30 protein-coding genes are annotated in these 26,330 nt (G+C 66.1%); 22 read left to right on the forward strand and 8 right to left on the reverse strand.

The window, feature by feature from the left end; translation table 11 throughout:
* Positions 1-10: 10 nt before the first annotated feature.
* The 7 genes from AC51GR_RS25365 (at position 11) to AC51GR_RS25395 (ending at position 6,713) form a co-directional block, all read left to right on the forward strand.
* Positions 11-757 carry a GntR family transcriptional regulator gene (locus tag AC51GR_RS25365; RefSeq protein ID WP_496327423.1) on the forward strand — a complete coding sequence of 249 codons (747 nt, stop codon included), beginning with the start codon at positions 11-13 and terminating at the stop codon, positions 755-757.
* Positions 758-791: 34 nt separating this feature from the next.
* The gene (locus tag AC51GR_RS25370; protein WP_496327424.1) at positions 792-1,598 is read left to right on the forward strand and encodes an MBL fold metallo-hydrolase; all 807 of its coding nucleotides are present in this window, start codon (positions 792-794) and stop codon (positions 1,596-1,598) included.
* Positions 1,599-1,971: 373 nt separating this feature from the next.
* Positions 1,972-4,707 (forward strand): sensor histidine kinase, encoded by a 2,736-nt coding sequence (locus tag AC51GR_RS25375; protein ID WP_496327425.1) that lies wholly within the window; start codon positions 1,972-1,974, stop codon positions 4,705-4,707.
* The gene (locus AC51GR_RS25380) at positions 4,704-5,117 is read left to right on the forward strand and encodes a roadblock/LC7 domain-containing protein (protein ID WP_496327426.1); all 414 of its coding nucleotides are present in this window, start codon (positions 4,704-4,706) and stop codon (positions 5,115-5,117) included. Before AC51GR_RS25375 ends, AC51GR_RS25380 begins: the two co-directional genes overlap by 4 nt.
* 7 nt (positions 5,118-5,124) lie before the next feature.
* A complete protein-coding gene (locus AC51GR_RS25385; RefSeq protein ID WP_496327427.1) occupies positions 5,125-5,517 on the forward strand; it encodes a DUF742 domain-containing protein in 393 nt (130 codons plus the stop codon).
* On the forward strand, positions 5,498-6,079 hold the full coding sequence (locus AC51GR_RS25390; protein ID WP_496327428.1) for a GTP-binding protein: 582 nt from the start codon (positions 5,498-5,500) through the stop codon (positions 6,077-6,079). Before AC51GR_RS25385 ends, AC51GR_RS25390 begins: the two co-directional genes overlap by 20 nt.
* A 70-nt stretch (positions 6,080-6,149) precedes the next feature.
* Positions 6,150-6,713, forward strand: a complete 564-nt coding sequence (locus AC51GR_RS25395; protein WP_496327429.1) for a dihydrofolate reductase family protein — start codon at positions 6,150-6,152, stop codon at positions 6,711-6,713.
* Positions 6,714-6,827: 114 nt separating this feature from the next.
* Here AC51GR_RS25395 and AC51GR_RS25400 read toward each other — a convergent pair whose 3' ends face one another.
* Together AC51GR_RS25400 and AC51GR_RS25405 are read right to left on the reverse strand one after the other, a co-directional pair.
* Entirely contained in the window at positions 6,828-7,502 is a 675-nt protein-coding gene (locus AC51GR_RS25400; protein WP_496327430.1) for a Crp/Fnr family transcriptional regulator, read from the reverse strand.
* A gap of 168 nt (positions 7,503-7,670) precedes the next feature.
* Positions 7,671-7,919 (reverse strand): hypothetical protein, encoded by a 249-nt coding sequence (locus AC51GR_RS25405; protein ID WP_496327431.1) that lies wholly within the window; start codon positions 7,917-7,919, stop codon positions 7,671-7,673.
* Positions 7,920-8,165: 246 nt separating this feature from the next.
* On the opposite strand from AC51GR_RS25405, the gene nth reads away from it, so the two are divergent.
* The 4 genes from nth to AC51GR_RS25425 are packed head-to-tail and all read left to right on the forward strand — an operon-like array spanning position 8,166 to position 11,508.
* Positions 8,166-8,846, forward strand: a complete 681-nt coding sequence (gene nth, locus AC51GR_RS25410; protein WP_496327452.1) for an endonuclease III — start codon at positions 8,166-8,168, stop codon at positions 8,844-8,846.
* A 3-nt stretch (positions 8,847-8,849) separates the two neighbouring features.
* A complete protein-coding gene (locus AC51GR_RS25415; RefSeq protein WP_496327432.1) occupies positions 8,850-9,578 on the forward strand; it encodes a TlpA family protein disulfide reductase in 729 nt (242 codons plus the stop codon).
* Entirely contained in the window at positions 9,575-10,309 is a 735-nt protein-coding gene (locus AC51GR_RS25420; RefSeq protein ID WP_496327433.1) for an NUDIX hydrolase, read from the forward strand. Before AC51GR_RS25415 ends, AC51GR_RS25420 begins: the two co-directional genes overlap by 4 nt.
* Positions 10,309-11,508, forward strand: coding sequence for a MarP family serine protease (locus tag AC51GR_RS25425; RefSeq protein WP_496327434.1), 1,200 nt, complete (start codon positions 10,309-10,311; stop codon positions 11,506-11,508). Before AC51GR_RS25420 ends, AC51GR_RS25425 begins: the two co-directional genes overlap by 1 nt.
* 36 nt (positions 11,509-11,544) lie before the next feature.
* On the opposite strand, the gene AC51GR_RS25430 is transcribed toward AC51GR_RS25425, so the two are convergent.
* Positions 11,545-12,471 (reverse strand): alpha/beta fold hydrolase, encoded by a 927-nt coding sequence (locus AC51GR_RS25430; protein WP_496327435.1) that lies wholly within the window; start codon positions 12,469-12,471, stop codon positions 11,545-11,547.
* Between the two features lie 3 nt (positions 12,472-12,474).
* Entirely contained in the window at positions 12,475-12,993 is a 519-nt protein-coding gene (locus AC51GR_RS25435) for a phage holin family protein (protein WP_496327436.1), read from the reverse strand.
* Between the two features lie 190 nt (positions 12,994-13,183).
* Here AC51GR_RS25435 and AC51GR_RS25440 point away from each other — a divergent pair, with 190 nt between their 5' ends.
* Complete coding sequence (locus tag AC51GR_RS25440) at positions 13,184-13,687, forward strand: SRPBCC family protein (RefSeq protein WP_496327437.1); 504 nt, start codon at positions 13,184-13,186, stop codon at positions 13,685-13,687.
* A 16-nt stretch (positions 13,688-13,703) separates the two neighbouring features.
* Here AC51GR_RS25440 and AC51GR_RS25445 read toward each other — a convergent pair whose 3' ends face one another.
* Positions 13,704-14,378 (reverse strand): response regulator transcription factor, encoded by a 675-nt coding sequence (locus AC51GR_RS25445; protein ID WP_496327438.1) that lies wholly within the window; start codon positions 14,376-14,378, stop codon positions 13,704-13,706.
* The gene (locus AC51GR_RS25450) at positions 14,368-15,570 is read right to left on the reverse strand and encodes a sensor histidine kinase (RefSeq protein WP_496327439.1); all 1,203 of its coding nucleotides are present in this window, start codon (positions 15,568-15,570) and stop codon (positions 14,368-14,370) included. Before AC51GR_RS25450 ends, AC51GR_RS25445 begins: the two co-directional genes overlap by 11 nt.
* Before the next feature lie 183 nt (positions 15,571-15,753).
* Here AC51GR_RS25450 and AC51GR_RS25455 point away from each other — a divergent pair, with 183 nt between their 5' ends.
* Positions 15,754-15,978: a hypothetical protein gene (locus tag AC51GR_RS25455; RefSeq protein ID WP_496327440.1), complete on the forward strand. Its 225-nt coding sequence runs from the start codon at positions 15,754-15,756 to the stop codon at positions 15,976-15,978.
* Positions 15,979-15,992: 14 nt separating this feature from the next.
* On the opposite strand, the gene acs is transcribed toward AC51GR_RS25455, so the two are convergent.
* A complete protein-coding gene (acs, locus tag AC51GR_RS25460; protein WP_496327441.1) occupies positions 15,993-17,936 on the reverse strand; it encodes an acetate--CoA ligase in 1,944 nt (647 codons plus the stop codon).
* Between the two features lie 135 nt (positions 17,937-18,071).
* Between acs and AC51GR_RS25465 the strand changes: the two genes are divergently transcribed.
* Together AC51GR_RS25465 and AC51GR_RS25470 are read left to right on the forward strand one after the other, a co-directional pair.
* Entirely contained in the window at positions 18,072-18,920 is an 849-nt protein-coding gene (locus AC51GR_RS25465) for a LuxR C-terminal-related transcriptional regulator (RefSeq protein WP_496327442.1), read from the forward strand.
* 56 nt (positions 18,921-18,976) lie between these two features.
* Positions 18,977-19,732: a Fic family protein gene (locus AC51GR_RS25470; RefSeq protein ID WP_496327443.1), complete on the forward strand. Its 756-nt coding sequence runs from the start codon at positions 18,977-18,979 to the stop codon at positions 19,730-19,732.
* A 436-nt stretch (positions 19,733-20,168) separates the two neighbouring features.
* Here AC51GR_RS25470 and AC51GR_RS25475 read toward each other — a convergent pair whose 3' ends face one another.
* Positions 20,169-21,005: an HAD family hydrolase gene (locus AC51GR_RS25475; RefSeq protein WP_496327444.1), complete on the reverse strand. Its 837-nt coding sequence runs from the start codon at positions 21,003-21,005 to the stop codon at positions 20,169-20,171.
* Positions 21,006-21,410: 405 nt separating this feature from the next.
* On the opposite strand from AC51GR_RS25475, the gene ssd reads away from it, so the two are divergent.
* From ssd to AC51GR_RS25510, 7 genes are read left to right on the forward strand one after another with little or no spacing between them, the layout of a single operon-like run.
* Positions 21,411-22,478, forward strand: a complete 1,068-nt coding sequence (gene ssd / locus AC51GR_RS25480) for a septum site-determining protein Ssd (RefSeq protein WP_496327445.1) — start codon at positions 21,411-21,413, stop codon at positions 22,476-22,478.
* The gene (locus tag AC51GR_RS25485) at positions 22,475-23,671 is read left to right on the forward strand and encodes a TadA family conjugal transfer-associated ATPase (RefSeq protein WP_496327446.1); all 1,197 of its coding nucleotides are present in this window, start codon (positions 22,475-22,477) and stop codon (positions 23,669-23,671) included. The genes ssd and AC51GR_RS25485 overlap by 4 nt, the downstream gene beginning before the upstream one ends.
* Positions 23,668-24,477 carry a type II secretion system F family protein gene (locus AC51GR_RS25490; RefSeq protein WP_496327447.1) on the forward strand — a complete coding sequence of 270 codons (810 nt, stop codon included), beginning with the start codon at positions 23,668-23,670 and terminating at the stop codon, positions 24,475-24,477. The genes AC51GR_RS25485 and AC51GR_RS25490 overlap by 4 nt, the downstream gene beginning before the upstream one ends.
* Positions 24,474-25,076, forward strand: coding sequence for a type II secretion system F family protein (locus tag AC51GR_RS25495; RefSeq protein WP_496327448.1), 603 nt, complete (start codon positions 24,474-24,476; stop codon positions 25,074-25,076). The genes AC51GR_RS25490 and AC51GR_RS25495 overlap by 4 nt, the downstream gene beginning before the upstream one ends.
* Before the next feature lie 47 nt (positions 25,077-25,123).
* Complete coding sequence (locus AC51GR_RS25500; RefSeq protein WP_496327449.1) at positions 25,124-25,330, forward strand: DUF4244 domain-containing protein; 207 nt, start codon at positions 25,124-25,126, stop codon at positions 25,328-25,330.
* 41 nt (positions 25,331-25,371) lie between these two features.
* Complete coding sequence (locus AC51GR_RS25505; protein WP_496327450.1) at positions 25,372-25,692, forward strand: TadE family type IV pilus minor pilin; 321 nt, start codon at positions 25,372-25,374, stop codon at positions 25,690-25,692.
* A 5-nt stretch (positions 25,693-25,697) separates the two neighbouring features.
* On the forward strand, positions 25,698-26,048 hold the full coding sequence (locus tag AC51GR_RS25510; protein WP_496327451.1) for an Rv3654c family TadE-like protein: 351 nt from the start codon (positions 25,698-25,700) through the stop codon (positions 26,046-26,048).
* Positions 26,049-26,330 lie beyond the last annotated feature (282 nt).

Consider the following 26,330-nt stretch of genomic DNA (forward strand, 5'->3'; position numbering starts at 1 on the left):
CGTGGCGATCATGCCAGGGAAAAGGAGCGAGGCCGCGCCCGCCTACCAACTGTTGGCGACCCAGCTGCGGCAGGACATCGCCGCGGGCCGCTACGACAACGGGGTGCGCCTGCCGACGGAATCCGAGCTGTCGGAGCGCTACGAGGTCAGCAGGCAGACCGTCCGCCGGGCATTCGTGGACCTGGTGGCGGACGGCATCGTCTATCGCGTCCCCGGCCGCGGCACGTTCGTCAACGAGTCCGGTGGACGGTACGTGCGGCAGCAGGGGTCGATCGAGGACCTGCTGAACCTGTCGCACGACACCACGATGGAAGTGGTCGATCCGCTTCGCCGGAGGATCGATGTCGAGGCCGCCAGCCGACTGCGACTGGACAGCGACGTCGTCTACACAGTGGTGTTCCGGCGGATCCACGAGGGGATCCCGTTCGTGCTGACGACGGTTCATCTACCCGAGGATGTCGCACGGCTGGTGATCGACGCACCCGAGCTGGCGCAGGGCGCGGTCAGTACCTACACGGTGATCGGGCTCCTGGAACGGCACCTCGCCGCGCCGATCGCCGAGGCTGCGCAATCCATCACGGTCGGCCGGGCCGACGACCTCGACGCCGTTCATCTCGACTGTGAAGCGGGAGAGCCCGTCCTGCGGATCGATCGGCTCTACACCGACAGCAACGGGGTGGTCAGCGAGCTGTCGGTCAGTCACTTCCTGCCCGAGCACTACACCTACCGCGTCACGCTGTACCGCGATCGCGGGTGAGCTGCGTCATGCCGGGGGCGTTAGCCTGAGTCGCATGAGTGAATTGCAGCATCCCGCATACCGTGAAGTTCGGCCGGTCACCGATTTCGCCTCGGTGCTGCTGTGTCGCAATCCCGGCGTGATGACCTTGGACGGTACGAACACCTGGATCCTGCGGGCTCCCGGACACCCGGATTGTGTTGTGGTGGACCCGGGGCCGAAGGGCAAGAAAAAGCATGTGAAAGCCGTTGCTGCGCAAGGCAACGTGGTGTTGGGCCTGATCACGCACCGGCATCACGACCACACCGGTGCGATCAAGGACTTCCGCAAACAGACGGGGGCGCCGGTCCGGGCCCGCAGTGCCGAATACACCCGCGGCGCCCCGACCCTGGCCGACCGGGAGGTGATCGAGGCCGCCGGCCTGAAGATCACCGTCCTCCACACCCCGGGCCACACCGGGGACTCGGTCAGCTTCCTGGTCGAGCATGATGGCAGGCGCGCGATGCTGACCGGCGACACCATCCTCGGCGGCGGCACCACGGTTCTCGATCCGTCGGACGGATCGCTGCGCGACTACATGAACTCACTCAACCGGCTGATCGTGGAGGGCGACGATTGCGCGATGCTGCCCGGACACGGTCCCGATCATGCCCAGCTGATCCCGGTGGCCCGCTACTACAAGGCACACCGCGAGCAGCGCATCGATCAGGTGCGGGCGGCACTGACCGAACTCGGGGTCAGCGCACAGGATGCCAAAGCCGGCAAGGTGGTGAAAAAGGTATACGCCGACGTCGACAAGAAACTCTGGCCCGCCGCCAAGATGTCGGTCAAAACACAGCTCGCCTATCTTGCGGAACGTTAAAATTCAATGACATGGATTCTCCCGGCGATATTCAAAAGAATTCGTTAGCATTGAAAAATACTGTCGGACAACAGGTTTCGCCGTAGCTCTAATTCCCTGATCGTGACGATCAAAACGATGGCTTTGAAGCCAGTTCGACCAACGAACCGTTCATTGCTAAGTGAGTCAAGGCGATCTCAAAACTTTCTTGACGCACCTTGTTGGTATAAGTTGCACCCACAGAAGATGCCCAAGCTTTCGTTTATGCCACATCAAGCAAAGGCGTCCTTTGCGGGGGAACATCCGTTGTCCCTGTCTCCAGCCCACCCGGGCGAATCGAAGCAGGATTCGAGTCGTGGTCGAAATCGGAACAGAGTCATCGAAGCGTAGAGGTGTGCCGCGGGTATGGGCCCTCTCCGGCTGGCCGGTCAGCGTCAAGGTCGCGGCCGTCGTCGCGCTCCCACTCGCGCTGGCCATCTTTTTCGGTGCGTTGCGCATCCAATCCGTGGTGGCCGACGCATCGGACCTGTCGGCGAACGTCGAGAAGTCGAGTGCTTCCTCGATGCTGTTCGTCATCGACAACCTGGTTGGCGACCTCGCCACCACCGGTGATCCGGGGCAGGAGGATCAGCTCGGCAAAGTGTTGTCGGGGCTCGCAGTCGGTGACCGACTGGAAGATTCGCCGCTGCAGGCCAGCGTCGCCGGCGAGTTCCAGGCGGCCTTGGCGGCTGCGAGTGAGCTGCGAACTCGCCTGCAGTCCGGGCCGGTACCGATCGCAGAGCGAATTGCCGTCGCGGAGGGCATGACAGCGGCGGCAACGGAACTCTGGCTCGCCTCTGTGACTAACCTCACAAACGGATTGGCCGACGACAAAACGGATTTGAGGACACTCGGCAACGGCATCATCGATGCGCTCTCCGGTAACCGGGCCGCACAAACCCAGCAGATCCTGCTGTCCGAGCCGAACAGGGCCATGTTCGGCCTGGCCAACCGGGCCGCGGGTCGCGAGAGCGCTTATCTCGCGGCGTTGGCCGTGCTGCTCGGTGATGACTCCCCGGAGATCCAGGAGCTTCGTTCTCAACTCGACACCCGCCTCGCCATCTACTCCACCGCATCGAATGCGAACCTGGCCGAAGCGGCTGCCTCGGCGGAGAGGTCGGGGCAGATGTACAGCACCGTCACCGAACGTCTGCTCGGGGAGTCGATCCAGTCACTGACCGCGCAGGCCGACGACCGACGCAGGGCCGCGTGGATCGAGTCGGCGATCGTCCTGGCCGCCGTGTTGATCGCGTCTCTGGTAGCCCTGTTGGTGGCCCGATCGCTGATCCGGCCGATCAGGCGACTACGGCAAGGCGCGCTCGATGTCGCGCACCGGGCCCTTCCCGCGGAGATCGAAGAAATCCGCCTCGGCGGCGACATGCCCGAGGTCGCACCCATCCCGGTGCACACCAAGGAGGAGATCGGTCAGCTTGCCCGGGCCGTCGATGACATCCACGAAGAAGCCCTGGCACTCGCCGGCGAGCAGGCGCGATTGCGACTCCAGGTCGGCAACATGTTCGAGACGCTCTCGCGGCGGAGTCAATCGCTGGTGGACCACCAACTCTCCCTCATCGAGGAACTCGAGCGCGACGAGGACGACCCGCGCAGGCTGGAGAGCCTGTTCCGCCTCGATCACCTCGCGACGAGGATGCGGCGGAACGGGGCCAACCTGATGGTGCTCGCCGGCACCGCGCCGCGTAGAAACCAGAACGACCAACCGGTGGCTGTGGACACCGTCCTGAGCGCCGCAGTGTCCGAGGTCGAGGACTATCGCCGCGTGTCGATGCAGGAGGTGCCCGATGCGATGGTGGTGCCGACGGCGGCATCCGACATCGTGCATCTCCTCGCCGAGTTGATCGACAACGCGCTGCGGTACTCACCTCCCGACACTCTCGTCTCCGTCGCGGCCGCGCGTGCCGTCGACGGCGGCATCCTCATGGAGGTCGCCGACCGTGGTCTCGGGATGTCCGCAACGGAGATCGACGAAGCGAATGTCCGGCTGTCCGTCGGAGGCGAGGTCACACCCGAGACGGCGCGCCGGATGGGCCTGTACGTGGTGGGGAGCCTTGCGCAACGCCACAATGTGACGGTTCGACTCCGTATGACGCAGGCGCAGGGGAGTACGTCGGGAGTCACCGCCAGCGTGCACATCCCCGTGAACCTGGTCGTCACCTCCTTCCCGTCGCAGGGTCGGAACGGGCGGTCGGCCAGGCGGGACTCGGCAGCATCGCCTCGTGCTGCGGCCAACCGTCTGTACGAAGGTGCCGATGCGGGCAGGGGCGCCCCGACCACGCATGCACCTACAGCGGTCGCCTCACCGGCAGCACCCGCAGCGAGGTCCGGTCGCTCGGCGGCGTATACAGAGCTCACCGCGGCGAAGTTGCCACGTCGTAGGCCAGGCGCGAGTGGAGTCGACAAGGCACCGGCACAGGTCTTCCCTCCCACCGACTCCGTCTCGTCGACTGTCGACTGGAATGTGAACGGTTCGCCCTCCGATACATCTGCGTTCTTCAGTGCCCGGCCCGCGGCTCGTGCCGACAGAGCGGCGGCCGACGACACCGTGAACGGTCCGACAACCAACGGCCGCAACCGTCCACAGCCGCAGGACCAGACCTCCGCCTATGAAGCCACCTCCGCCTATGAAGCCACCTCCGCCTATGAAGCCACGGAGCGGGCCGTTCCTCCACCGCCGGAACGCGAGGCTGTGTCGTCTGAACAAGGCCCGCCGGCGTCCATCTATGACCGCATGGTCTCGGAATGGTTGCTCGATCCCGCAGACGCTCAGCGTCCGAGCGGTTCGTGGTTCACCGCTGCCGACGCCGGATGGGCCGCGGCGGAGAGCGCAACCGAGTCTCCGGTCACCACCCGGACGGAGAGCGGTCTGCCCGCCCGCACGCCCGGCGCCCGCCTGATCCCAGGAACCGTCAACTCGCCGCAGGCGTCCCCCCAACGGCCCCGCCCCGATCCGGCGAGTGGACCGGCGAGAAATCCTGAGGCCGTGCGGCGAAAGTTCACGAACCATTTCGACGGCGTCCGCGCCGGCCGTTCCGAAGACGCCTCCCATCGACACAGAACGGATGAGAACGAATGAATTACTCCGTGGCTCCAACACCCGACCGGTCGCTCGATTGGCTCGTGTCGAACTTCGCGAGAGACATCGTCGGTGTCGTGCACGCCGTCCTGGTCTCGGCCGACGGCCTGCTCATGGCGACAAGCGAAGACCTGCCGCAGGAGCGGGGCGAGCAGTTGGCGGCCGTGACATCCGGTCTGGCGAGCTTGTCCACAGGTGCGGCGCGATTGTTCGACGGCGGCCCGGTATTGCAGTCGGTGGTCGAGATGGAGAACGGCTACCTCCTGCTGATGAGCGTCGGTGACGGATCGCACCTGGCGACACTGACCGCCGCATCGTGCGACATCGGCCAGGTCGGGTACGAGATGGCCGTGCTCGTCTCGCGCGTCGGCAGCATGGTGGAACCGTCGGCCCGAATGCGAGAACGGTGACGCGCTCATGCCCCCACCCGATTCGACGCAGGACGATTTCTCTGAGGATGGTGCACCGTCGCCCAATTTGGTGAGGCCGTACACGCTCACGGCGGGACGTACCAACACCGACATCTACCTCCCGCTCGAAGCTCCGGTACACACCACACCGGACACCATCCCGAACTTCTGGCCGGCCAGCGACGTACGTACGAAAATCATTGCGCTATGCAGTAATGGGCCGTCCGTGGCCGAGATATCGGCCCGTCTGAATCTGCCCCTCGGCGTTGCGCGTGTGCTGGTCGGGGATCTCGTCGAAACCGGAAGCCTGCGCCTTTCGGAGACTCTCAGCGACGACGCGACTGCGGCCGAGCGCCGCGAACTCATCGGAAGGACACTTCGTGGACTACAGGCACTCTGATACGAGAGGCCGAGCCGCATCGACAAAGATCGTGGTCGCGGGCGGATTCGGCGTGGGCAAAACCACGTTGGTCGGCACGATCTCGGAAATCGTGCCCCTTCGCACCGAGGCCCTGATCACCGACGAGTCCGAAGGCGTCGACGACCTCGACACGTCGGGCACGAAATCGACGACCACCGTCGCCATGGACTTCGGCCGGATCACGCTGTCCGACGATCTCGTCCTCTACCTCTTCGGTACACCGGGCCAACGTCGCTTCTGGTTCATGTGGGACGACCTGGTGCGCGGAGCGATCGGTGCCATCGTGCTCATCGACACCCGACGCCTCGACGATTCGTTCGCGGCAATCGACTACTTCGAGGCCTGTGGTCTTCCGTTCGTGGTTGCCATCAACCAGTTCGACGAAGCACCACGTTTCGCGATCAACGATATTCGGGAAGCGTTGGCGATCTCGGCTTCCGTGCCCATTCTCGAGGTCGACGCCCGGCGTGCGCAGTCGGTCCGCCACGCTTTGATCACGCTCACCGAGTACGCACTGACGAGCGTGAAGTCAGCCAGCTAGCTGTACCGATCAGTTTTTTGCGCTGGGACGGTCTACATCTCGGAAACCGACCGACGAAAGGTGTTGCGCAATGCGGAAACTGATCTACGGGATGAACCTGACACTGGATGGCTACGTCGCCGCGCCCGGCGACGACATCGGGTGGAGCGGGCCGAGCGACGAGCTGTTCGAGTTCTGGCTCCAAGAGGAACGGCCGATCGGCGTGCAGCTGTATGGGCGCAAGCTGTGGGAGACAATGAGTTCGTACTGGCCGACCGGCGACGAGCAGCCCGATGCCACCGCGGCGCAAATCGAGTTCGCGCGGAACTGGCGGGACACCCCGAAGGTGGTGTTCTCCTCGACGCTCGAGAAGGTGGACTGGAACTCCCGCCTGGTCTCCGGCGACGCGGTCGCGGAGATCGCCCGGCTCAAGGCCCAGGACGGCGAGCCGATGAGGGTTGGTGGTGCCACGCTCGCCGGGGCGGCCATGCGGGCCGGGCTGATCGACGAGTACACGATTGTGACCCATCCGGTCCTGGTGGGCGGCGGCACGCCGTTTTTCGCCGAGCTGGACAGTTGGGTGAACCTGGACCTGGTGGAGACGCGAACGTTTGCCGGCGGGGTGCTTATGACCAGGTATCAGACCAGGCGTTGAGCGCTTGTCCCGTGATGCGGCCTACGAAGTGACGAGGCCGTCATGGCCAAAACAAAACCGCCGGATCCGGCCACCACATGGGTGCGTCGGAACCGGCGGTTCGGGTTATGGAAATCAGCGGGCGCGGCGTGCCAGGCGCTCGGAGTCGGCGATCAGCACACTCTTGCCCTCGAGACGTAGCCAACCGCGCTGCGCGAAGTCGGCCAGGGCCTTGTTCACGGTTTCGCGGGAGGCGCCCACCAGCTGGGCGATCTCCTCCTGGGTGAGGTCGTGCGTCACCCGCAGAGCCCCGGCTTCCTGCGTTCCGAAGCGCTGGGCCAGCTGCAACAGCTGCTTGGCCACGCGTCCGGGGACGTCGGTGAAGATGAGGTCCGCGAGGTTGTTGTTGGTGCGTCGCAGGCGACGGGCCAGAACACGGAGCAGCTGCTCTGCGATCTCGGGCCGGTCGGCGATCCACGACCGCAGTGCCTCACGATCCATCGAGACCGCACGGACCTCGGTCACGGTGGTGGCCGACGACGTACGCGGACCCGGATCAAAGATGGACAGCTCACCGAACATGTCCGACGGTCCCATGATCGTCAGCAGATTTTCACGGCCGTCGACCGACTTGCGGCCGACCTTCACCTTGCCCGACAAAATGATGTACAGCCGGTCCCCGGGCTCACCTTCGTTGAAGATGACATGTCCACGGGGAAAATCAACAGGCTGGAGCTGTTTGGCCAGTGCTGCGACGGCGGTGGGCTCGACACCTTGAAATATGCCCGCCCGCGCCAGTACTTCCTCCACTTACGCCCCTTTCTAAGGGTCCAGCCAGACCACGTTCAAACCTGAGGATGTTCACACAAATCATGCTGTTGTGTTCGTCACCCGTTATGCAGTCTACGGGTAACCGGAAGAAAAGCTGGCCGTTACCCCCACTAAACCGATGGGCCTGTCGTGAGAGGTCCGCAATCGCTAACTGACACGGATCGAATCGTCCGATTCGGAGTTCGACGGCATCCGGCGATCGCGGAACTCGTCGAGTGCGGCGGGAAAACCGTGTGTGGCCAGCGTGTCGAGCTGCTCGGGTTTCGCCGACTCCAGGAACTCCTCGACGTGTTCGCCGCGGACGGTCAGCCGCTCGAGCCGGCTCTCGAGGCGCTCCATCGACAGGGCGAAGAGCATGAGGGCGGCCGGGAAGAGAAGTACTGCGAGTCCGTGCATGGGGAGTAGTAAACACAACCCAGGTCTCAGAAGTGAAACAATCGCCATGGGAACGGTCACGAAAGAGGCATTCGGCGGAGCCCGAACCGATCGTTGGTCGCGAAGCCCGACCCCCATCTGGAGCGCACTCCGCGCGGCGCCCCGTACTCTGAGTTGGTGAGTTCGAAGGCAGGGGTCAAGCGCGCCAAGACTGCGGCGCAGCGCGGAACCGAGACCCACACGGGTCTGGTGCGCCGCGCGCGGCGGATGGATCGCACCCTGCAGATCGCATTTCCGCACGTCTACTGCGAGCTGGACTTCACCAATCCGTTGGAACTGTCGGTGGCCACCATCCTGTCGGCGCAGTGCACTGACGTGCGGGTCAACCAGACGACGCCGGCCCTGTTCAAGCGTTACCGCACCGCCGAGGACTACGCGGGCGCCGATCGGACCGAACTCGAAGAGATGATCAGGTCGACCGGTTTCTACCGGAACAAGGCCAACTCGATCATCGGACTCGGCCAGGCACTCGTGGAACGTTTCGACGGTGAGGTCCCGTCGAATCTGAAGGACCTGGTGTCGCTGCCCGGGTTCGGGCGCAAGACCGCCAACGTCGTTCTGGGCAACGCCTTCGGTGTACCCGGAATCACAGTGGACACGCACTTCGGACGGCTGGTCCAGCGCTGGAAGTGGACCGCGGAAACCGACCCGGTGAAGATCGAGCACGCCGTCGGTGAGCTCATCGAGCGCAAGAACTGGACCGACCTGTCGCACCGCGTGATCTTCCACGGCCGCCGAGTGTGCCATTCCCGCAAGCCCGCCTGCGGTGTCTGCGTGCTTGCCGCCGACTGCCCGTCCTACGGTCTGGGGCCCACGGAGAAATCCGAGGCCGCGGCCTTGGTGAAGGGGCCCGAGACCGACCATCTACTTGCACTGGCAGGTCTCTAGTCAATGTCGGATTCACCTGATCCGGGCCAGGCCCGGTCCGCTGAGCGGTCGCGTTTTGTGTTCTCGACGTCGGCTCGCTGGACACTGGCTGTCCTGATTGTCGTGGTTGCGCTCATCGTCGCCATCTGGCCGCGGTCCTCGCCTGAGCCGGCACCTGCGCCGTCCGCGGCATCGACGGACGGGACCGGGAAGCTCCCCGGACTCCAGGCGGCCGTCTCGGACGACGACATGGTCAAGGCCCGGGAGAAGGCCGGGTTGCAGCCGTGCCCGGCCGGGTCCGGGCCGGCACCGGAGAACTCCGCGCTCAAGGGCGTCCTGGTGCCCTGTCTGGCGGACGGCTCGACGGTCGACCTCGGAGCCGCGACGGCAGGCACGCCGATGCTGGTGAACGTCTGGGCGCACTGGTGTGGTCCGTGCCGGGCCGAACTCCCGGTGATCGCCGACTACGCCGAGCAGGCGGGTGACAAGATCCAGGTGCTGACCGTGCAGGGCAAAGAAGGGTCGGAGAATGTCTTCCTGTCCCTGAACCTGTTGGCCGAGATCGGGGTGAACCTGCCGACCGTCGTCGATCCGGACGCGAAGATCGCCGCCGCCCTCGGCATTCCCCGGGTCTATCCGGCCACCGTCCTGGTGCGGGCCGACGGTACGGTGGCCGCCGTCCTGCCGACGGTCTTCGACACCGTCGAAGAGGTGTCGGCGGCCGTCGACAAACATCTGGGTGTCGCCGCGTGACCGAGATCCTGGTGCCGACGGCGTCGGTACCCCCGTGGATGCGTGGGCTCACCGCAAATCTCGCCGGCGTCACGCAATCGGTCGAGGACCGCGGCGGTATGACCGCCCGACGCCTCCGCTCACAGATGCCCGTCACCCGCCCCGCTGCGGTGCTGATCCTGATCGGCGGCGACTGGGACGGCGACCCGACCCATCACGGTGGTGTCCCCGCCGATGCGACGGTGCTCCTGACCCAACGCGCCAGCACGCTGCGTAACCACGGCGGACAGATCGCCTTCCCCGGTGGCGCTCGCGATCCCGGCGACGACTTCCCGCTCGGCACCGCGATGCGTGAGGCGGAGGAGGAGACCGGTCTCGACCCGTCCGGGGTCACCCCATTGGCGGTCCTCGACATGTTCCCGGTGCCGCCCTCGGGCTTCGAGGTGTCGCCGGTCCTGGCCCACTGGACCGAGCTGTCCGACGTCGGTGTCGTCGACGTCGGCGAGACCTCCCGGGTGGTCCGGGTTCCGCTGCGCGACCTGATCGATCCGCGCAACCGGATCCAGGTCGAACGGATGATCGCCGGTACCCGCGTCTACCAGGCTCCGGCGTTCCGCGTCGAGGGCATGTTGGTGTGGGGCTTCACCGGTGGACTGCTGGCCGCGGTCATCGAAGCCGCCGGCTGGGAGATCGGATGGGACAAGTCGGATATCCATGACCTCGACGAGGAGCTCGCCAAGGTGGGTCAGTGATGAGCGGATCCGCCTGGGTCGACGTGATCGTCATCGGTGTGGCATTGCTCGCCGCCGCGTCGGGATACCGGCAGGGCGCGATGTCGTCGGCGCTGGCGTTCATCGGGGTCCTCCTCGGTGCCGCGGCAGGCGTGCTGCTGGCGCCGCACCTGATCCGCAACATCGAAGATCAGCGGTGGCGGCTGATCGCGGGTGTTCTGCTGTTGGTCGCGTTGGTGATCATCGGCGAGATCTCGGGGATGGTGCTGGGCCGCGCGGCCCGCAGCGGTATCCGGACCCTGTCATTGCGGCGGGTCGATTCGGTGATCGGCTCGCTCCTGCAGGCGGTGGCGGTCCTGTTGGCCGCCTGGATCCTGGCGACGCCGATCAGCACGTCGGCGCAACCGCAGATCGCTGCGGCGGTCCGGGATTCGAAGGTGATCGAGGAGATCAACGAGATCGCGCCGACGTGGCTTCAACGGGCCCCGCGCGACTTCTGGGACATGTTCGACAACTCGGGGCTCAAGGAAGCCATCGGACCGTTCGGCCGGACCCCGATCACCAGCGTCGATCCTCCCGACCAGACGCTCCTCGAGCAGCCGATCGTCGAACAGGTCCGCGGCAGTGTCGTCAAGATCGAAGGCATCGCGCAGAGCTGTCGCCAGGCACTGGAGGGGAGTGGCTTCGTGGTCTCGCCCGAACGGGTGATGACCAACGCGCATGTGGTGGCCGGCACCAACCTGCTGCAGGTCGCGGCCTCCGACGACACCTTCGACGCGACCGTCGTCTATTTCGATCCGTTGACCGATGTCGCGGTCCTCGACGTCCCCGGCCTGCAGGCCCCGGCGATGCGGTTCGCGGACGAGCTCGCGAAAACGGGTACCGATGCGATCGCGCTCGGTTTCCCCGAAGGCGGTCCGTTCAACGCCAGCGCCGAGCGGATCCGCGAGGTCATCCAATTGCGGGGGCCGGGCATCTATCCCGATACGGCGGTCACCCGCGAGGTCTACACCGTGCGTGGCTCGATCCGGCAGGGCAATTCCGGCGGGCCGCTGATCAATTCGGACGGGGAGGTGCTCGGCGTGGTGTTCGGTGCCGCGGAGGACCCGTCCACGGAGACGGGTTTTGTGCTCACTGCGGCCCAGGTCCAACCGGGTCTGGCCGAATCCGAACGCCTGAGCGCTCCGGTCGACACCCAGTCGTGCGTCCACTCGTCCTAAAGGGCCGGTACGGCCGGGTGATCGGTCAGCGGCGGGTCAGCACTGCAGGAACTCGACCAGTCGGCGGTTGACGTCGTCTGGCTGTTCCTGATGTGAGTAGTGACCCGCGTCCGCGACCTCGGTCAGTTCCAGCTTCGACGACCAGTGCGCGCTCGCGGTGAGGGTCGATCGCTGGATGTAGTCGTCGACGGCACCGCGGATCGCCAGTACCGGGATGTGCAGTTGCTTGTCCATGAGCTCCAGGAAGCGGCTTCCGTCCGGACGGAATTGGGATCGGAAGGCCCATCGCTGATATTCCAGGCTGCAATGGGCCACGCCCGGGATCTGGATCGCGGATCGGTTCCGGCGGGCGGTGTCGGTGAAGTCCTCGGTGTCGATCCAGCTCGGACCGGAGTGCCTGCGCAGGAGCATCTCGGCCATCGCGCCGTCGTCTTCGGTCAGTGCGCGCTCGGCCGTCCGGGGGATCTGGGACTTGAGGAATCCGCGCAGGAACGCTTTGCGCTGGGTCGATTCGCGCAGCGTGGCGGTCTTGAGTGCCTGGGGGTGCGGGGAGGCGAGTACCGCCATCGAACGGACGGACCGGGGATGCAGGGTCGCGGTCGCCCAGCAGACCAGACCGCCGTCGGCATGGCCCACCAGGGTGGCGTCGGTATGCCCCAGCGCCCGGATCAGGCCGTCGGTGTCACCGGCCAGGGTCCAACCGTCGTAGCCGCGGGGAGGTTTGTCGCTGTCCCCGTAGCCGCGCAGGTCGACGGCGACGGCCCGGTAGCCGGCGTCGTCGAGTGCGGTGAGCTGGTGGCGCCAACTCCACCAGAACTCGCCGAAACCGTGCATGAGGAGGACCAGCGGACGATCGTTCCGCGGGGCCTGTGCCTCGACCGCATGGAGCCGGACACCGTTGGCGCGGACATCACTGTGGTGCCAACCCGTGAACCGGACGGTCGACGGATCCGGGGCAGGCAAATGTCAGCCCTGGGAAGGACGGCTGGGCTTGCGCAGGTCGGCACCGGGCCGAACCGGTGCGTCGCTGCCTGCATGGCCTGCGGGCAGCACATCCGAGAGGTGCTGGACGGATGCGATGGTCTTTTTGGGTCCGGTCATCCGTTTGAACACGATGTACCCGACGAGCCCGGTGATGATCGCTGCGACGAGCAGGATCAGGAACACGATGCCGAATGCAGCCCAACGCGGCAGCCACTCCGAGAGCAGTTCGCCGAGGAACCAGAAGAAGAACAGGCTGGCATAGAGCGCAACGGTGAGGGCCACGACGATCAGGCCCGTGCCGATTGCGGCCTTCTTCGCCTCACCGGCCAGTTCGGCCTTGGCCAGCGCCACTTCGGCTCGGAACAGGGTCGACAGGTGTGCGGTGGCTTCTTTCACCAGCGCGCCAACACTCGGGTCACCACCGGGGCGCGCGTTGGGATCGGACAACGGGATCGATGAGACGTTCGGAACATCTCCCGAGGTGCGGTCGTCCAGAGTCACTGCTACTCCTCCATCCTCGGACAAGCATCCGAGACCACCCGGACGCATGTCTTACTTCTCGCCGGGGTTTGTAGCCTCTTATGTTGCCATGCCAGGATTGATCGCAGGCTCATCGGACCGTTCTCGCGCGAGTGATCGAACCATGTGGTCCTCTCACACTCGCCGGGAGTGACGCCCCAGAAAGGCAATCATGCCCGCGTACCCCCTCGAACCGTTCGGACTCGACTTCTTCGAGACCGCCCCCGTGACCCACCGTTTCTCGGTCAACCTGCCGGTCAGCCCCGCGACCGCATGGGCCGAACTGACCCGACAGAACACGCTCGACTGGTGCCGGGTCATCAAATCGATCACCTTCACCTCGCCGCCGCCCTACGGGGTCGGCACCACGCGGTCGGCCGCGTTGGCCCCCGGATACGTGAAGCTGTCGGAGAAGTTCTTCTGCTGGGACGAGGACCCGGAGGCCGGGCGCTACCGCAACGCCTTCTACGTCGAGCAGGCCAACGTCCCGAGCCTGCGGGCGTTCGGTGAGCTCACCGAGATCGAACCCGCGGCGATCGGCTGCCGTTTCACATGGTCGTTCGCGATCGAGCTCGCCGGGGTGATGGCCAAGACCACGAAGTTCGCGACCCCGATCTCCGCGAAGACCTTCTCGACCATCGAAGCGGACACGGTCAAACACTTCGCGACGCTGTAGCGCCGCCCGGGGGTGATCAGCGGGCGCGGGGACTGACCACCCCGTGGTCGAACGCGTACACCACCGCTGCGGCCCGGTCGCGGACTCCGAGTTTGTGGAAGACGTTGCCGACATGGCTTTTGACGGTGACCACCGAGATCACCAGTTCGGCGGCGATCTCGTCGTTCGACAACCCGCGGCCGATCAGGCCCAGCACCGCCGATTCTCGGGATGTCAGGCGATCGAGTGAGGTGCCGGCGGCGGCCGGTCCCGGCGCCGCCCGATAGGTGTCGAGTACCCGTGCGGTGATCGCCGGGTCGAGGACTGCCTCACCATCGGCGACGATGCGCACCGCGCGGATCAGCTCTTCGGCCGGCGAATCCTTCAACACGAACCCGGCCGCACCGGCGCGCAGGGCCTCCGACAGCAATTCCTCGTCCCGGAACGTGGTGAGCACCAGGACCGGTGGGGGCTCGACCGTGGACGCCAGTATCCGGGTGGCGGCCATCCCGCTGACCCGCTTCATCCTCAGATCCATCACCACCACATCGGGCCGGTGGTCTGCCACGGCGGTGAGCACCTCGTCGCCGTCGGAACATTCGCCGACCACGTCGAAACCGTCTTTGCGGCGCAGGATTCGGCGCAGCCCGGATCGGACCAGGTCCTGATCGTCGACCAGGAGTACGCGGATTCGCGGCGCCTCAGCGGTCACCGGGTACCGCCGTGGTGGTCAGGTCGGTGCCGATCGGGTGACCGGTGGCGAACGGCAACACCGCGTCGACCTCCCACGCGTCCTCGATCGAGGCCGCCCGGAACCGGCCACCCAGATGTTCGATTCGTGAACGCATTCCACTCAGTCCGGAGCCACCCGGCCGGCGCCTGCTGCCCGGTGTGACCTTGTTGCGCACGCTGATGTGCAGACTCCCGGCCGCGTCGGGCCCCACCTTCAGATCGACGGTGGCGCCGGGGGCGTGCTTCGACGCGTTGGTCAGGGATTCCTGAACGATGCGGAACGTGGCGAGTTCGGTGGCACCGGTCGCGGGCGCGCCGAGATCGTCGTAGTCGAACCGGATGTCCGCTCCGGCGCGCCGGAACGACGAGACGAGTTCGTGGAGATCGCTCAGACCCGGTGTCGGGGAGTCGGGTTCGGCATCGGCACGGAGCAATTCGATGGTCTGACGGATGTCGGCCATCGCCGTGCGGCCCTGTTGTTCGGCGTCGACCAGGGCGGCAACGGCCTCGGCGGTGTCGTTGTCCTCCTGCAACGCGCGCCGGGCGCCGGTGACATTGAGCAGGACGATGCTGAGCGAGTGGGCGATCACATCGTGTACCTCGCCTGCCAGGGTGACGCGATCGAGCCGTAGCCGCGCTGCTCGGGCCTGACGTTCGCGCAACAGCAACGCCAGCTGCGCCTGCATCAGATGTCCCACTGCGACACCGAAACACAGCATCGCGGCGATGAGCCATCCCTGTTGAACTGCTCCGGTCGCAATGCCGATCGCCAGGGCGCCGGAGCTCAGCATCATGTTGAAGACCGACTGCTTCCACGTGCTGATCGCCCCGCCGGTGGTGACGCCGAGGACCAGCAGCAGTGGCGCGGCATCGGCGTACACCGGGATCATCCAGAAGAGGGCCACCGAGATGACCGTTCCCACAACAAGTAACGGGGTGAACACCATTCGCCTCTTGAGGAACAGGCAGGCGATGTGGGGAGCGAGCGCGAAGAGCACCGCCAGTGAGAGGTACAGCCATTCCCAGCCGCGCGGGTGGTCGGCGATCCGTTGCACGGTCGCGACACCGACCGCTGCCACCATCGCGATGTCGGCGATCAGCATGTAGTACCAGGGGTACTGGTACCCCATCAGCGCGAAGGTGCGCGCATACCGTGCAGTCAACCACCGCATCTCGCTGATCTTATCGGCAGGCGGCTGCGAAAACCTCCGTCCCGGGGAGGATTCTCCAAACCTGCGGTGGTAGGAGTGAAAGATCGTCCCCGAGGTGGCTGACCTGCGGATTCGTTCTCAATAGCGTTCTCGGTACCCGATTCGGTGTCGCCTTCGACACCGGCAGAACCAAGGAGAGCGACGATGTTCTGGATTCTGGTGTGTGTGGGTGTTGTGGTGGTCTCGGCGCGGCCGTTCGGTGGCGGGGACGGCCTGGACTATCGGGCGCGCGAGGTGCGGGCCGCGATGGAGCGGCGGGACGCCGCGGACAGTGCGCAGATGCGGCGGATCCGGCGGGCTCACCGTGGCCACGAGCTTCGTGAATCGCTGCGGTGGGCCCGGACGACACCTGAGGTCGTCCGGGCCTGACGCAACCGGTGGTGTCAGCTGTTGTTGCCGCGGCGGATGTTGTCGAAGACCGTCGGGTCCACCAGGGTGGAGGTGTCCCCGAGTTCACGGCCCTCGGCGACGTCCTTCAGCAGCCGGCGCATGATCTTGCCGGACCTCGTCTTCGGCAGTTCCGGCACGACATGGATCTCACGCGGCTTGGCGATGGGTGAGATGTCTTTGGAGACCTGATCTTTGAGCTCCTTGACGAGCTGATCGCCGGTGTCCTCCTGGCCCTGGCGCAGGATGACGAACGCGACGATGCCCTGTCCCGTGGTCGCATCGGCGGCACCGATCACCGCCGCCTCGGCGATGCTGTGATGGCCGACGAGCGCGGATTCGACTTCGGCCGTGGAGATCCGGTGCCCCGAGATGTTCATGACGTCATCGATGCGGCCCAGCACCCAGAGATCGTGATCGTCGTCGTAGCGGGCTCCGTCGCCGGCGAAATACCAGCCCTGGTCGGCGAATCGCGACCAGTAGGTATCCCGGAAACGCTGGTCGTCGCGCCAGATCCCGCGGAGCATCGACGGCCACGGCTTGTCGAGGACCAGGAAACCCTGTTCGCCGGCGCCCACCGAACTGCCTTCTTCATCAACGATGTTCGCGCTGATGCCGGGCAAGGGGGCCATCGCCGAACCGGGTTTGGTGGCGGTGATCCCGGGAAGCGGAGAGATCATGATGGCGCCGGTCTCGGTCTGCCACCACGTGTCGACGATCGGGCAGCGTTCGCCACCGATCACCTCGTGATACCAGCGCCAGGCCTCGGGATTGATCGGTTCACCGACGCTGCCGAGAAGCCGCAGCGAGGTCAGGTCGTGGGCGTCGGGGATCTCCCGTCCCCACTTCATGAAGGTCCGGATCAGGGTCGGCGCGATGTAGTAGATGCTGACCTTGTGCTTCTCGATGATCTCGAAATGACGATGTTCATCGGGGGAGTTGGGAGTTCCCTCGTAGACGACCTCGGTCGCGCCGTTCGACAGCGGGCCGTAGACGAGGTAACTGTGCCCGGTGACCCAGCCGATGTCGGCGCCACACCAGAACACGTCCTGGCCGGGCTTGTGGTCGAAGACGTTGTGAAAGGTGTAGCTGACCTGTGTCAGGTATCCGCCCGAGGTGTGCACGATGCCCTTGGGCTTGCCGGTGGTTCCCGAGGTGTAGAGCAGGAACAGGGGATGCTCGGCGTCGTGGGCTTCGGGGGTGTGTTCGGTGTCGGCCTTGGCGACCGTTTCGTGCCACCAGAGGTCGCGGCCGTCGGTCCAGTTGATGTCGGAGTCGGTGCGGTTCACCACGAGCACATGCTCGACCGACTTCGCGGCATCGTCGCCGCTGCCGAGGGCTTCGTCGACGGCGGCCTTGAGCGGTGCAGGCTTGCCGCGCCGGTACTGGCCGTCGGTGGTGACGACCAGTTTCGCCTCGGCGTCGTCGACGCGGGAACGTAGTGCAGCGGCAGAGAATCCGGCGAAGACCACGGAATGGGTCAGTCCCAGCCGGGCACAGGCCAGCATGGTGACGATCGCTTCGGGAACCATCGGCATGTAGATGGCCACGCGGTCGCCGGAGACCAGGCCGATCTCGGTGAAGTAGTTGGCGGCCTGCGAGACCTCGGCGAGCAGCTGATCGTAGGTGACGTCGCGGGAGTCTCCCGGTTCGCCGACCCAGTGGATCGCCACGCGACCGCCGTTGCCGGCTTCCACATGGCGGTCGACGCAGTTGTAGGCGACGTTGAGCTTGCCGCCGACAAACCATTTTGCGAAGGGGGCGTCGGACCAGTCGAGGACGTCGGTGAAGTCGGTGTCCCAGTGCAGACGGTGTGCCTGCTCGGCCCAGAAGGCCAGGCGATCGGCCTCGGCCGCCTGTTCGAGTTCGGGTCCGGCATTTGCCTGTGCGACAAACTCGGCCGATGGGGGATATACCGCTTGTACAGTGCCTTCGCTCATTGTTTCCCTTTCGCTCGCCGCTGATCCGCATGCCGCCATCGACTGTGATGCGGGCGGGTTCGGCTGCCGCTGTGTTGTGTACCACATCATGTCTGCGGCATCATCAACTGAAATAGCCCCGAAAGTGGATAGTGCATGAGCGGTGACAACACGGTCCTCCGTCCCAGCGATCGCGAGCTGGTGCGGGCCACCAGCGCGCGCTTTCGCCGGATGACGGGAACACCCGTGGTGTTCGCGGGACTGCGGGATCAGGACACCATCGCGGTCACCGCATCGGTCGGCCACAAGACCCCTGCACTGCGCACGATCCGGGTCACCCCACAGCGCGGGCTCGGTGGGCTCATCTGGCTCAACAAGCGGGCCATCCTTCTGCGTGACTACGGCTCGGCCGACGTGATCACCCACGATTTCGACGACCAGATCCTCGGGGAGGGCATCACCGATCTCGCTGCGGCGCCGATCGTCGTCGACGGTTCGGTGCGCGGCCTCCTGTACGCCGGCTGGCGAGGTCAGGGGCCCCTGGGCGACGACGTGATCAACGCGTTGACCATGGAAGCCGGCCGGGTCGCCACCGAGCTGAGCACCCGCGATGAGGTCGATCGCCGCGTTGCGGCCCTGGCGGCCCGCACCCAGGCGGAGCGGGCGCAGGCGTCCGCACTCGATTGGTGCAATGAGCTGCGCGATATCGCCACGGTGTCGACGGACGAGCAGACGCGTCGACGGCTCCTCGAGCTCGTCGACCAGATGAGCGACGGTGGCCGGTCGTCCGCGGAACCCTCGATACCGCTCACACCGCGACAGTTGGAGGTGTTGTCGCTGGTGGCGATGGGTTTCGGCAATCGGGTGGTGGCCGACCGGCTGGGGTTGACCGTGGAAACGGTGAAGACGTACCTGCGCGCCGCGATGGTCCGTCTGGGTGCGCACACTCGGCACGAGGCCGTGGTGAAGGCGCGCAGTGCGGGCCATGCTCTCGAGCTCTCCTGACCACCGGGAGATGCGCTGATCCTGGCACCGGCGTGGGCCGCGTACGCTGATCTGTCGTGACCGATCCGCTGGCTCCATTGTTCGAGATGCCGGGCGTCGCGACGGCTGCCGACCGTGCGCGTGATGCGCTGGCCGCAGCACACCGACACCCCGCCAACCTGCGAGGCTGGGACAAAACAGCCACCGAGGCGTCCTGGCGGGCCGGCCGGTCTTCGGCCGCAATCGACGGCGGCAGTGTCGAACTCGTCCGCGACGGCGATTTCGACGATCCGGTCCTCGCCGGCGCGATGCGGGTCGCCCAGGCGCTCGACGGTGACTCCCTGCCACAGTTGGTCGCGGTCTGGACGCGCGCGCCGTTGCAGACTCTCGCGAGGTTGCATGTGCTCGCGGCCGCCGACATCACCGACGAGCAGCACCTGCTGGGTCGTCCGCGCCCCGAAGCCGAACTCGGGGGCAGACTGGACCTGCTTGCCCAGCTGATCACCGGTGCGACCAAGGCTCCGGCGCCGGTGCTGGCGGCCGTGGTGCATGCCGAGTTGCTGGCACTGGAACCCTTCGAGCACGCCAACGGTGTGGTGGCCCGGGCTGCGTCCCGTCTGGTCTGTGCCAGTACCGGGCTCGATCCGCACAATCTCGGGGTCCCCGAGGTGACGTGGTTCAAGCGGGTTTCCGAATACCGCGACCTGTCGAAGGGGTTTGGTACGGGCGATCCCGAGGCGATCCGCGGGTGGTTGCTGCTGCACTGTGAAGCGCTGGAAGCCGGTGCTGCCGAAGCGATGTCGATCGCGGAAGCGGCGCGCCCGCGTAAGTAGAAAAGGTGCACAACGCGCTGCGGACGGCTCTCTGGCCCGACGTGTGAAGTCGTGGGGTCAGATCGCCGCCCGCTAGCACGGATCCGAGTTACACATGCGTGCGTATTGTGGTTGTGTGGGATGACCTCGGCAAGTCTTCCGGCACCTTACCCAAATGCGCTCCCACCCAAAGGAACTCACTTGAACTCGGCACGGATCTTGCAGGTCCACTACCTGTAGCCTCCCGCGGCGTGCTTCGCGTGGGTGCTCGCTATCCGTGCTGGGAGTGCGCGGTCAGGAGTCCGTACCTTCTCTTCCGGCCCGAACTTGGCGTTCCACGCTTTCCGTAACTACTTTGTACACCGTGACCACAGTCACATCAAGGGTTCGTTGGATTCTAATTCGCAGAATTGTTCATCCGTTGCGCCCGAACATGTTTGAAACTGCGGCCCAGGATTCAATGGCGCTTTCGCTGCAGGATGGTGTACGTCAGCGCCCCTGCCGCCAATGCGCTCAAACCGACTGCGGCAGAAGCGGTTACCTTCGGCGAAGGCGTTGACGGTAGGCGATCTCGGAGTGAGATCGGTTTGGTGAACGACAGCATCGGCCACCCCCGTTCGGCGGCCTCGCGCCGGAGGGCGCGGTCGGGATTGATGACGGTCGGATGACCGACAGCACTGAGCATCGGCAGGTCGGTGATCGAATCGGAGTACGCGAAACACTGGGAGAGGTCGTAGCCGACGGCCCGGGAGATCTCGTTCATCGCCACCGCCTTCTCCTCGCCGTAGCAGTAGAATTCCATCACCCCGGCGTACTTGCCGTCGACGACTTTCATGCGGCTGGCCAATGAGTAGTCGGCACCCAGCATCTCGCCGATGGGCTCGACGATCTCAGCTCCCGACGCCGACACGATCACCACATCGTGGCCCCGCGCCTTGTGTCCGGCGATGAGGTCGGCGGCCTCTGCGAACACGAGTGGATCGACGATGTCGTGCAGTGTCTCGCGGACGATGGAGGAGACCTGCTCGACATCCCATCCGGTACACATCTCGGTGACGTGTTTGCGCATCCGCTCGACCTGATCGTGGTCGGCTGCCGACAGCAGGAACATGAATTGGGCGTACGACGACTTGAGGACCGAACGCCGGTTGATCAGGCCCTGGTCGAAAAATGGTCGGGAGAACGCCAGCGAACTCGACTTGGCGATGATCGTCTTGTCGAGGTCGAAAAACGCGGCGATGGGAGTGCCGGCCCGGTGCTGTGCGCGGTCGTCGGCCGACCCGGATGCTGTCACCCGTCGAGGGTACGTCGGGGGCGCACGGGAGGCGAAGATTCAATTGTTCGGGTTACACCAATGGAAGTCTGCGATCGGCGGCTCTGGCCGAGTCGAGCCAATGGTTGAAGTTGCAATCAATCATGGATTCTTGTGTATAGTCGTACTTACCCGGACGAGATCCGGGGCTTTCAGCCCGACCCCCCGGGGCTGAACGCGACGACCCTGGCCTCCTCCCCCCCTGGCCGGGGTCGTCCCCATTTCCAAGGGTTTTCTGGTCGTCTGACCGACCATTCATCATGCGCCTACCAGCGGTTTTGCTTCCACCGAGCGACTGTTGTCCACAGTTCCCGGTTTCCTCCACACCTGACGTCCGACCCGGTGCTTTCCGGCGGGGGCACGGACGCGGAACCGCCACTGTGGGGCATGACCGAATCCCCCCGGGTATTGGCGATGGTGTCCCCCGAATTGACCGACGATATCGAGCGCGTCGCCGCCGCATCGGGTTATCACGTCATTCATGCACGTCCCGATCGTTGCCGCCGCGAATGGGCCGAGGCGACGGCCGTTCTCGTCGACGCCTCGACCGTCGAAGAGACGCTCGCGGCCGGTTTGCCCCGGCGCAACGGTCTGATGGTCGTCGGTGTCAGCGGGGACGGTCCGAACATGTGGCGGAGCGCGCTCGCGCTAGGAGCCGGACACGGGTTCGTACTCCCCGATGACGAACACGCGGTGGTGCAGGCGTTGTCGAGGGTCCGCAGGCCCACCGGCCCGCAGGGCGTCGCCATCGCGGTGATCGCCGGGCACGGCGGGGCCGGCGCGTCCACACTTGCCGCCGGGCTCGGACTGGTCGCGTGTGAACGCGGCCACGGCGCACTGCTGCTCGATCTCGACGAGCTCGGTGGGGGCCAGGATCTGCTGCTCGGCGTCGAGGATCGTCCCGGATTGCGTTGGCAGGAACTGACGTTGGAGAGCGGACAGGTCGTCGCCGAATCGCTGCACACCGCATTGCCGCATGCGCGGGGAGGCCTGGCTGTCCTGACCGGTCGCCGGGGCGCGCCTGCCCCGGTCCGTCCCGAGGCGGCGCTCGCCGCGATCGATGCTGCCCGCGCGAACGGTGATGTGGTGGTCGTGGACGTACCGCGGCGAGGTGACGACGTGGTCACCGCGGTGGTGGAGGCGGCCGATCTTGTGGTCCTGGTCTGTGGCGCCTCGATCCGGGCGTGTGCCGCCGGTCGTGAGATGGCGTCCAGACTTCGGGGGCGCGCCGGACGGGTCGAGGTGGTGGTGCGCGGGCCTTCGCCGGGTGGGTTACGTGCCGCGCAGGTGGCGCAGGTGCTGGGTTTGCCGCTGCTGACGGCCACCAGGCCGGATTCCCGGCTTGCCCGCGACCTGGAGTCCGGTGGGCTGCTCCTGTCGCGGCGGTCGCCGTTGCGGCGCTGTGCGACGTCGGTCCTCGACCACGCGGAAGCACTCCGAAAGGTTGTGCGATGAGTAAACCGCCCGCCGTGGCCGCGTCCAACCGCAGCCAACTCCTGACGCGGGTCCGCGAACGACTGGCCGCGACCGCCCAGGACCCGACGCCCGAGGTGATGGCCGCCGTGGTGCGCGCCGAGGCCGGTGGCGTGCTCGGCGACACCGATCTGCTCGACGCACTGCGCTTCCTGCAGACCGAACTGGTGGGCGCCGGCCGTCTCGAGGACCTCCTCGCCGGTCCTGGCGTCAACGACATCCTCGTCGTCGGACCCCGGGCTGTCTGGGTTGACCAAGGGAGAGGACTTCGCCTGTCGGACATCGAGTTCGAGGACGACGACGCGGTCCGGCGATTGGCCATGCGCCTCGCGCTGGCGGCCGGCAAACGACTCGATGATGCGCAGCCCTGGGTCGACGGTCAGTTGTCGGGACTGGGCCGCCGCGGGTACAGCGTTCGTCTGCACGCGGTGATCCCGCCGATCGCCGTCGACGGGACCTGCCTGTCGCTGCGCGTGCTGCGTCCGGCGACCCAGACCATGGACGCACTGGTGGCGTCCGGTGCCATCGCCGAAGAGGCCGCAACCCTGTTGGAGACGATCATCGACGCGCGGCTCGCGTTCCTGGTTGTCGGTGGGACCGGAGCCGGAAAGACCACCCTGCTGTCGGCATTGCTCGGTCGGGTCGATCCGGCCGAACGCATTCTCTGCGTCGAAGATGCCGTCGAGCTGGCACCGCAACATCCGCACGTGGTGCGGTTGGTCGCACGAACTCCCAACGTCGAAGGGGCAGGCGAGGTTCCGGTCCGGGCTCTCGTGCGGCAAGCGCTGCGGATGCGCCCGGATCGGATAGTGGTCGGTGAGGTGCGCGGCGCCGAGGTCGTTGATCTGTTGACCGCGATGAACACCGGCCACGACGGAGGCGCCGGAACGCTACATGCCAATTCGACTGCCGAGGTACCGGCCCGGATGGAAGCGCTCGCCGCGCTCGGCGGCATGGACCGGCCTGCGCTCCACAGCCAGCTCGCGGCAGCGATCTCGGTCGTGATCGGGGTGTTCCGCGACGGGAATGGTGACCGCGGGGTGGGGGAGATCGGGATGTTGCGTCGCGGTGCCGACGGCTTGGTCCATGTCGATGCGGTGTGGCGTCGCCGTGATGGCTTCACCACCGCGGCCGCCGACCTGGCCTCGCTCCTCGACAGCAGGGGTGTGCGGTGAGCCCGGTGCTCGCGGCGGGCGCACTGCTGTTGTTGCTCTGGCCGCGGACCAGGGCACAGGTCAGGACGCTGTCCTTGAGTGGCGCCCCTGGCGTTCGCCGCCGCCGATCCACCGAAGAGGTCGTTGCACTTGCCGCGACCGGGATTCCCGTCACGATCCTCCTGGTTGTCGGGGCTTCGGCCGGTATTGCCGCGTCCATGGCGTCGGGTATGGCCTACGTCTTGTTTCGGGCCAGGAGACGTGAGGCCGAGGTGGCCGCCGAGTTCGCTGCGCTGCTCGCGGCGCTCGAGGTGATGATCTCCGAACTCCGGGTGGGCGCTCATCCTGCCCATGCATGCCGTCAGGCGGCCCAGGACGCGCGGGGTGGATCGCGGTCGGCCGTTGCCGAAACGTTGTCGACGATGGCCGGACGTTCTGTCCTCGGTGGCGATGTCGCAGGTGGGATCGAGCAGGCTCAGGTCCGTGACCCGCAGGCCTGGTCTCGGGTGGCGGTGGCCTGGCGGACAGCCGAACAGTATGGGCTGCCGATTGCCGAGCTGTTGACCTCCGTGCGATCAGACCTGCTCGCGCGCAGCCGTTTTCGCGCGCGGACCAGGGCAGCGCTGGCCGGTGCCAAGGCGACGGCGATGGTGCTGGCGCTGTTGCCGGTCCTGGGAATCGGTCTCGGACAGGCGATCGGCGCCTCACCGTTGTCGGTTCTGCTCGGTGGTGGGCTCGGAGGCGTTCTCCTGGTACTCGGCGTCGGCCTGGTCTGTGCGGGCTTGTTGTGGTCCAGGCGGATAGTCGGAAAGGTCGCCGGGTCATGACGGGGTGGGTCGTGGCCGCACTGGCCTGCGCGACAGCGATTCTTGTATGGCCGGCGCCGGTATGGATCACCTACCGGGTGCTCGGCCCGCCGCTGCGACGTGAACGCAACCGGGAGCCGCGCTGGCTGGGGGCCAAAGCCCAAGCCGACGATCCCTTCGCCGCGGCTGCCGGATACGACCTGTTCGCGGTCTGCCTGCGCTCTGGGCTTCCGGTCGCCATGGCAGCCCGGGTGGTGTCGCAGTCGGCGCCTCCCGCGCTCGCACGCACGCTGATCCAGGCCGCCGACCTCCTTGCCCTGGGTGCTGACCCGATGCAGGCATGGGCGGTAACCGACAACGCAGATCCGGCGGCCGCGGCCCTGGCGTCAATGGCCCGCCGGTCCGCGCGGGCAGGTTCCTCACCGGTACGGGGACTGGGCGAGCTGGCCGAGAGCCAACGAGCAGACGCCCAGGACCGGGCGGCTGCTGCGGCCGAGCGTGCGGGCGTGGCGATCAGCGGACCACTGGGTTTGTGCTTTCTGCCGGCGTTTGTCTGTTTGGGCATCGTGCCGGTGGTCATCGGGCTCGCCGGACCGGTCTTCGGTAGCGGGCTGATGTGAGACCTGCCGCGGATATCCCGCGGCACGGATAGGGGGAGGAAATGACGATGATCAACAGAATGATCCGAGAGGCCCAGGTCAAGGCCGCACTGCTGATGACGGAGGACAGCGGGATGAGCACCGCCGAATATGCGATCGGGACGATAGCTGCGGCGGCTTTCGGCGCGATCCTCTACACGGTGGTCACCGGCGACAACATCGTGGCGGCGCTGACCGGAATCATCGACAAGGCTCTGCAGACCGCGGTCGGCTGACCGTCGTGCGACGGCGGGGATTGCCGGCCGACGACCGGGGGATGGTGACAATCGAAGCAGCGTTCGCGATCGCTTCGATCATCGCGGTGGTGGTGATCTCCGTGGTCGGGGTGGTGGCCATGGCAACCCACATTCGCTGTATCGATGCCGCGCGGGAGGTCGCACGTATCGCAGCGAGGGGAGATCCGGCCCAAGCTCGCGAAGTGGGTTCACAGGTGGGACCTCGGGGTGCCTCGGTGACCTTGCGGACAGTGGGGGAGGTGGTGGAAGCAAGGGTCAGCGTGTCGGTGCCGATGTTGCCGATGCTCGACGTGGCCGCCACCGCCGTCGCTGCACTGGAGCCGGAAGGGGCCGATCAGTGAACCTGATGCGCGATGAACAAGGCTCCGCGACCGTGGTCGGGGCGATGGCGATAGCCGCCCTGGCGGCTGTGGTGATGGTGATTGTGTATGTGGGAGCGGCAATTTCGGCTCGTCATCACTCGCAGTCGACCGCTGACCTCGCGGCACTGGCCGCAGCGCAGCAATTGGTGAGGGGCGAATCCGACCCGTGTGGGGCCGCCCGCGACATCGCCTCTCGCATGTCTGCATCAGTGAAGAAGTGCCGAGTGATGGGCGGTGACGTGGTGGTCACCGCCCAGGTCGTGGTCGAGATAGGGGCCTTGGGGATTCGCCATGCTCGGGCGAGCGCTCGTGCGGGACCGACAGAACCGGGATGAGGAGGGGCTTTGACTCGCAGGGGTGGCAGGGCCGCACCCAGTGGCCACGGTCACAGAAGGTGCGCAGCCCGCCGGTGTCGGCGGTCGCCGGTCTCTGATCTGCGGCGATTCGGCCAAACATCGCCCGGACCAGGCGATTTGACGGTAGGTGTCCGGTTCCCGTAACTTTCTTCAAGTCAGCGAGTGAGGCGCCGGAGAGCAAGAAGCCGGGAGCCGAGAACACCGACAGGGAAGTCTTTTCCTGAAGGAACAACGCAGACCGCCCATAGTGTGAATGTGCTC

This window comes from Williamsia sp. z71, from assembly GCF_059553375.1.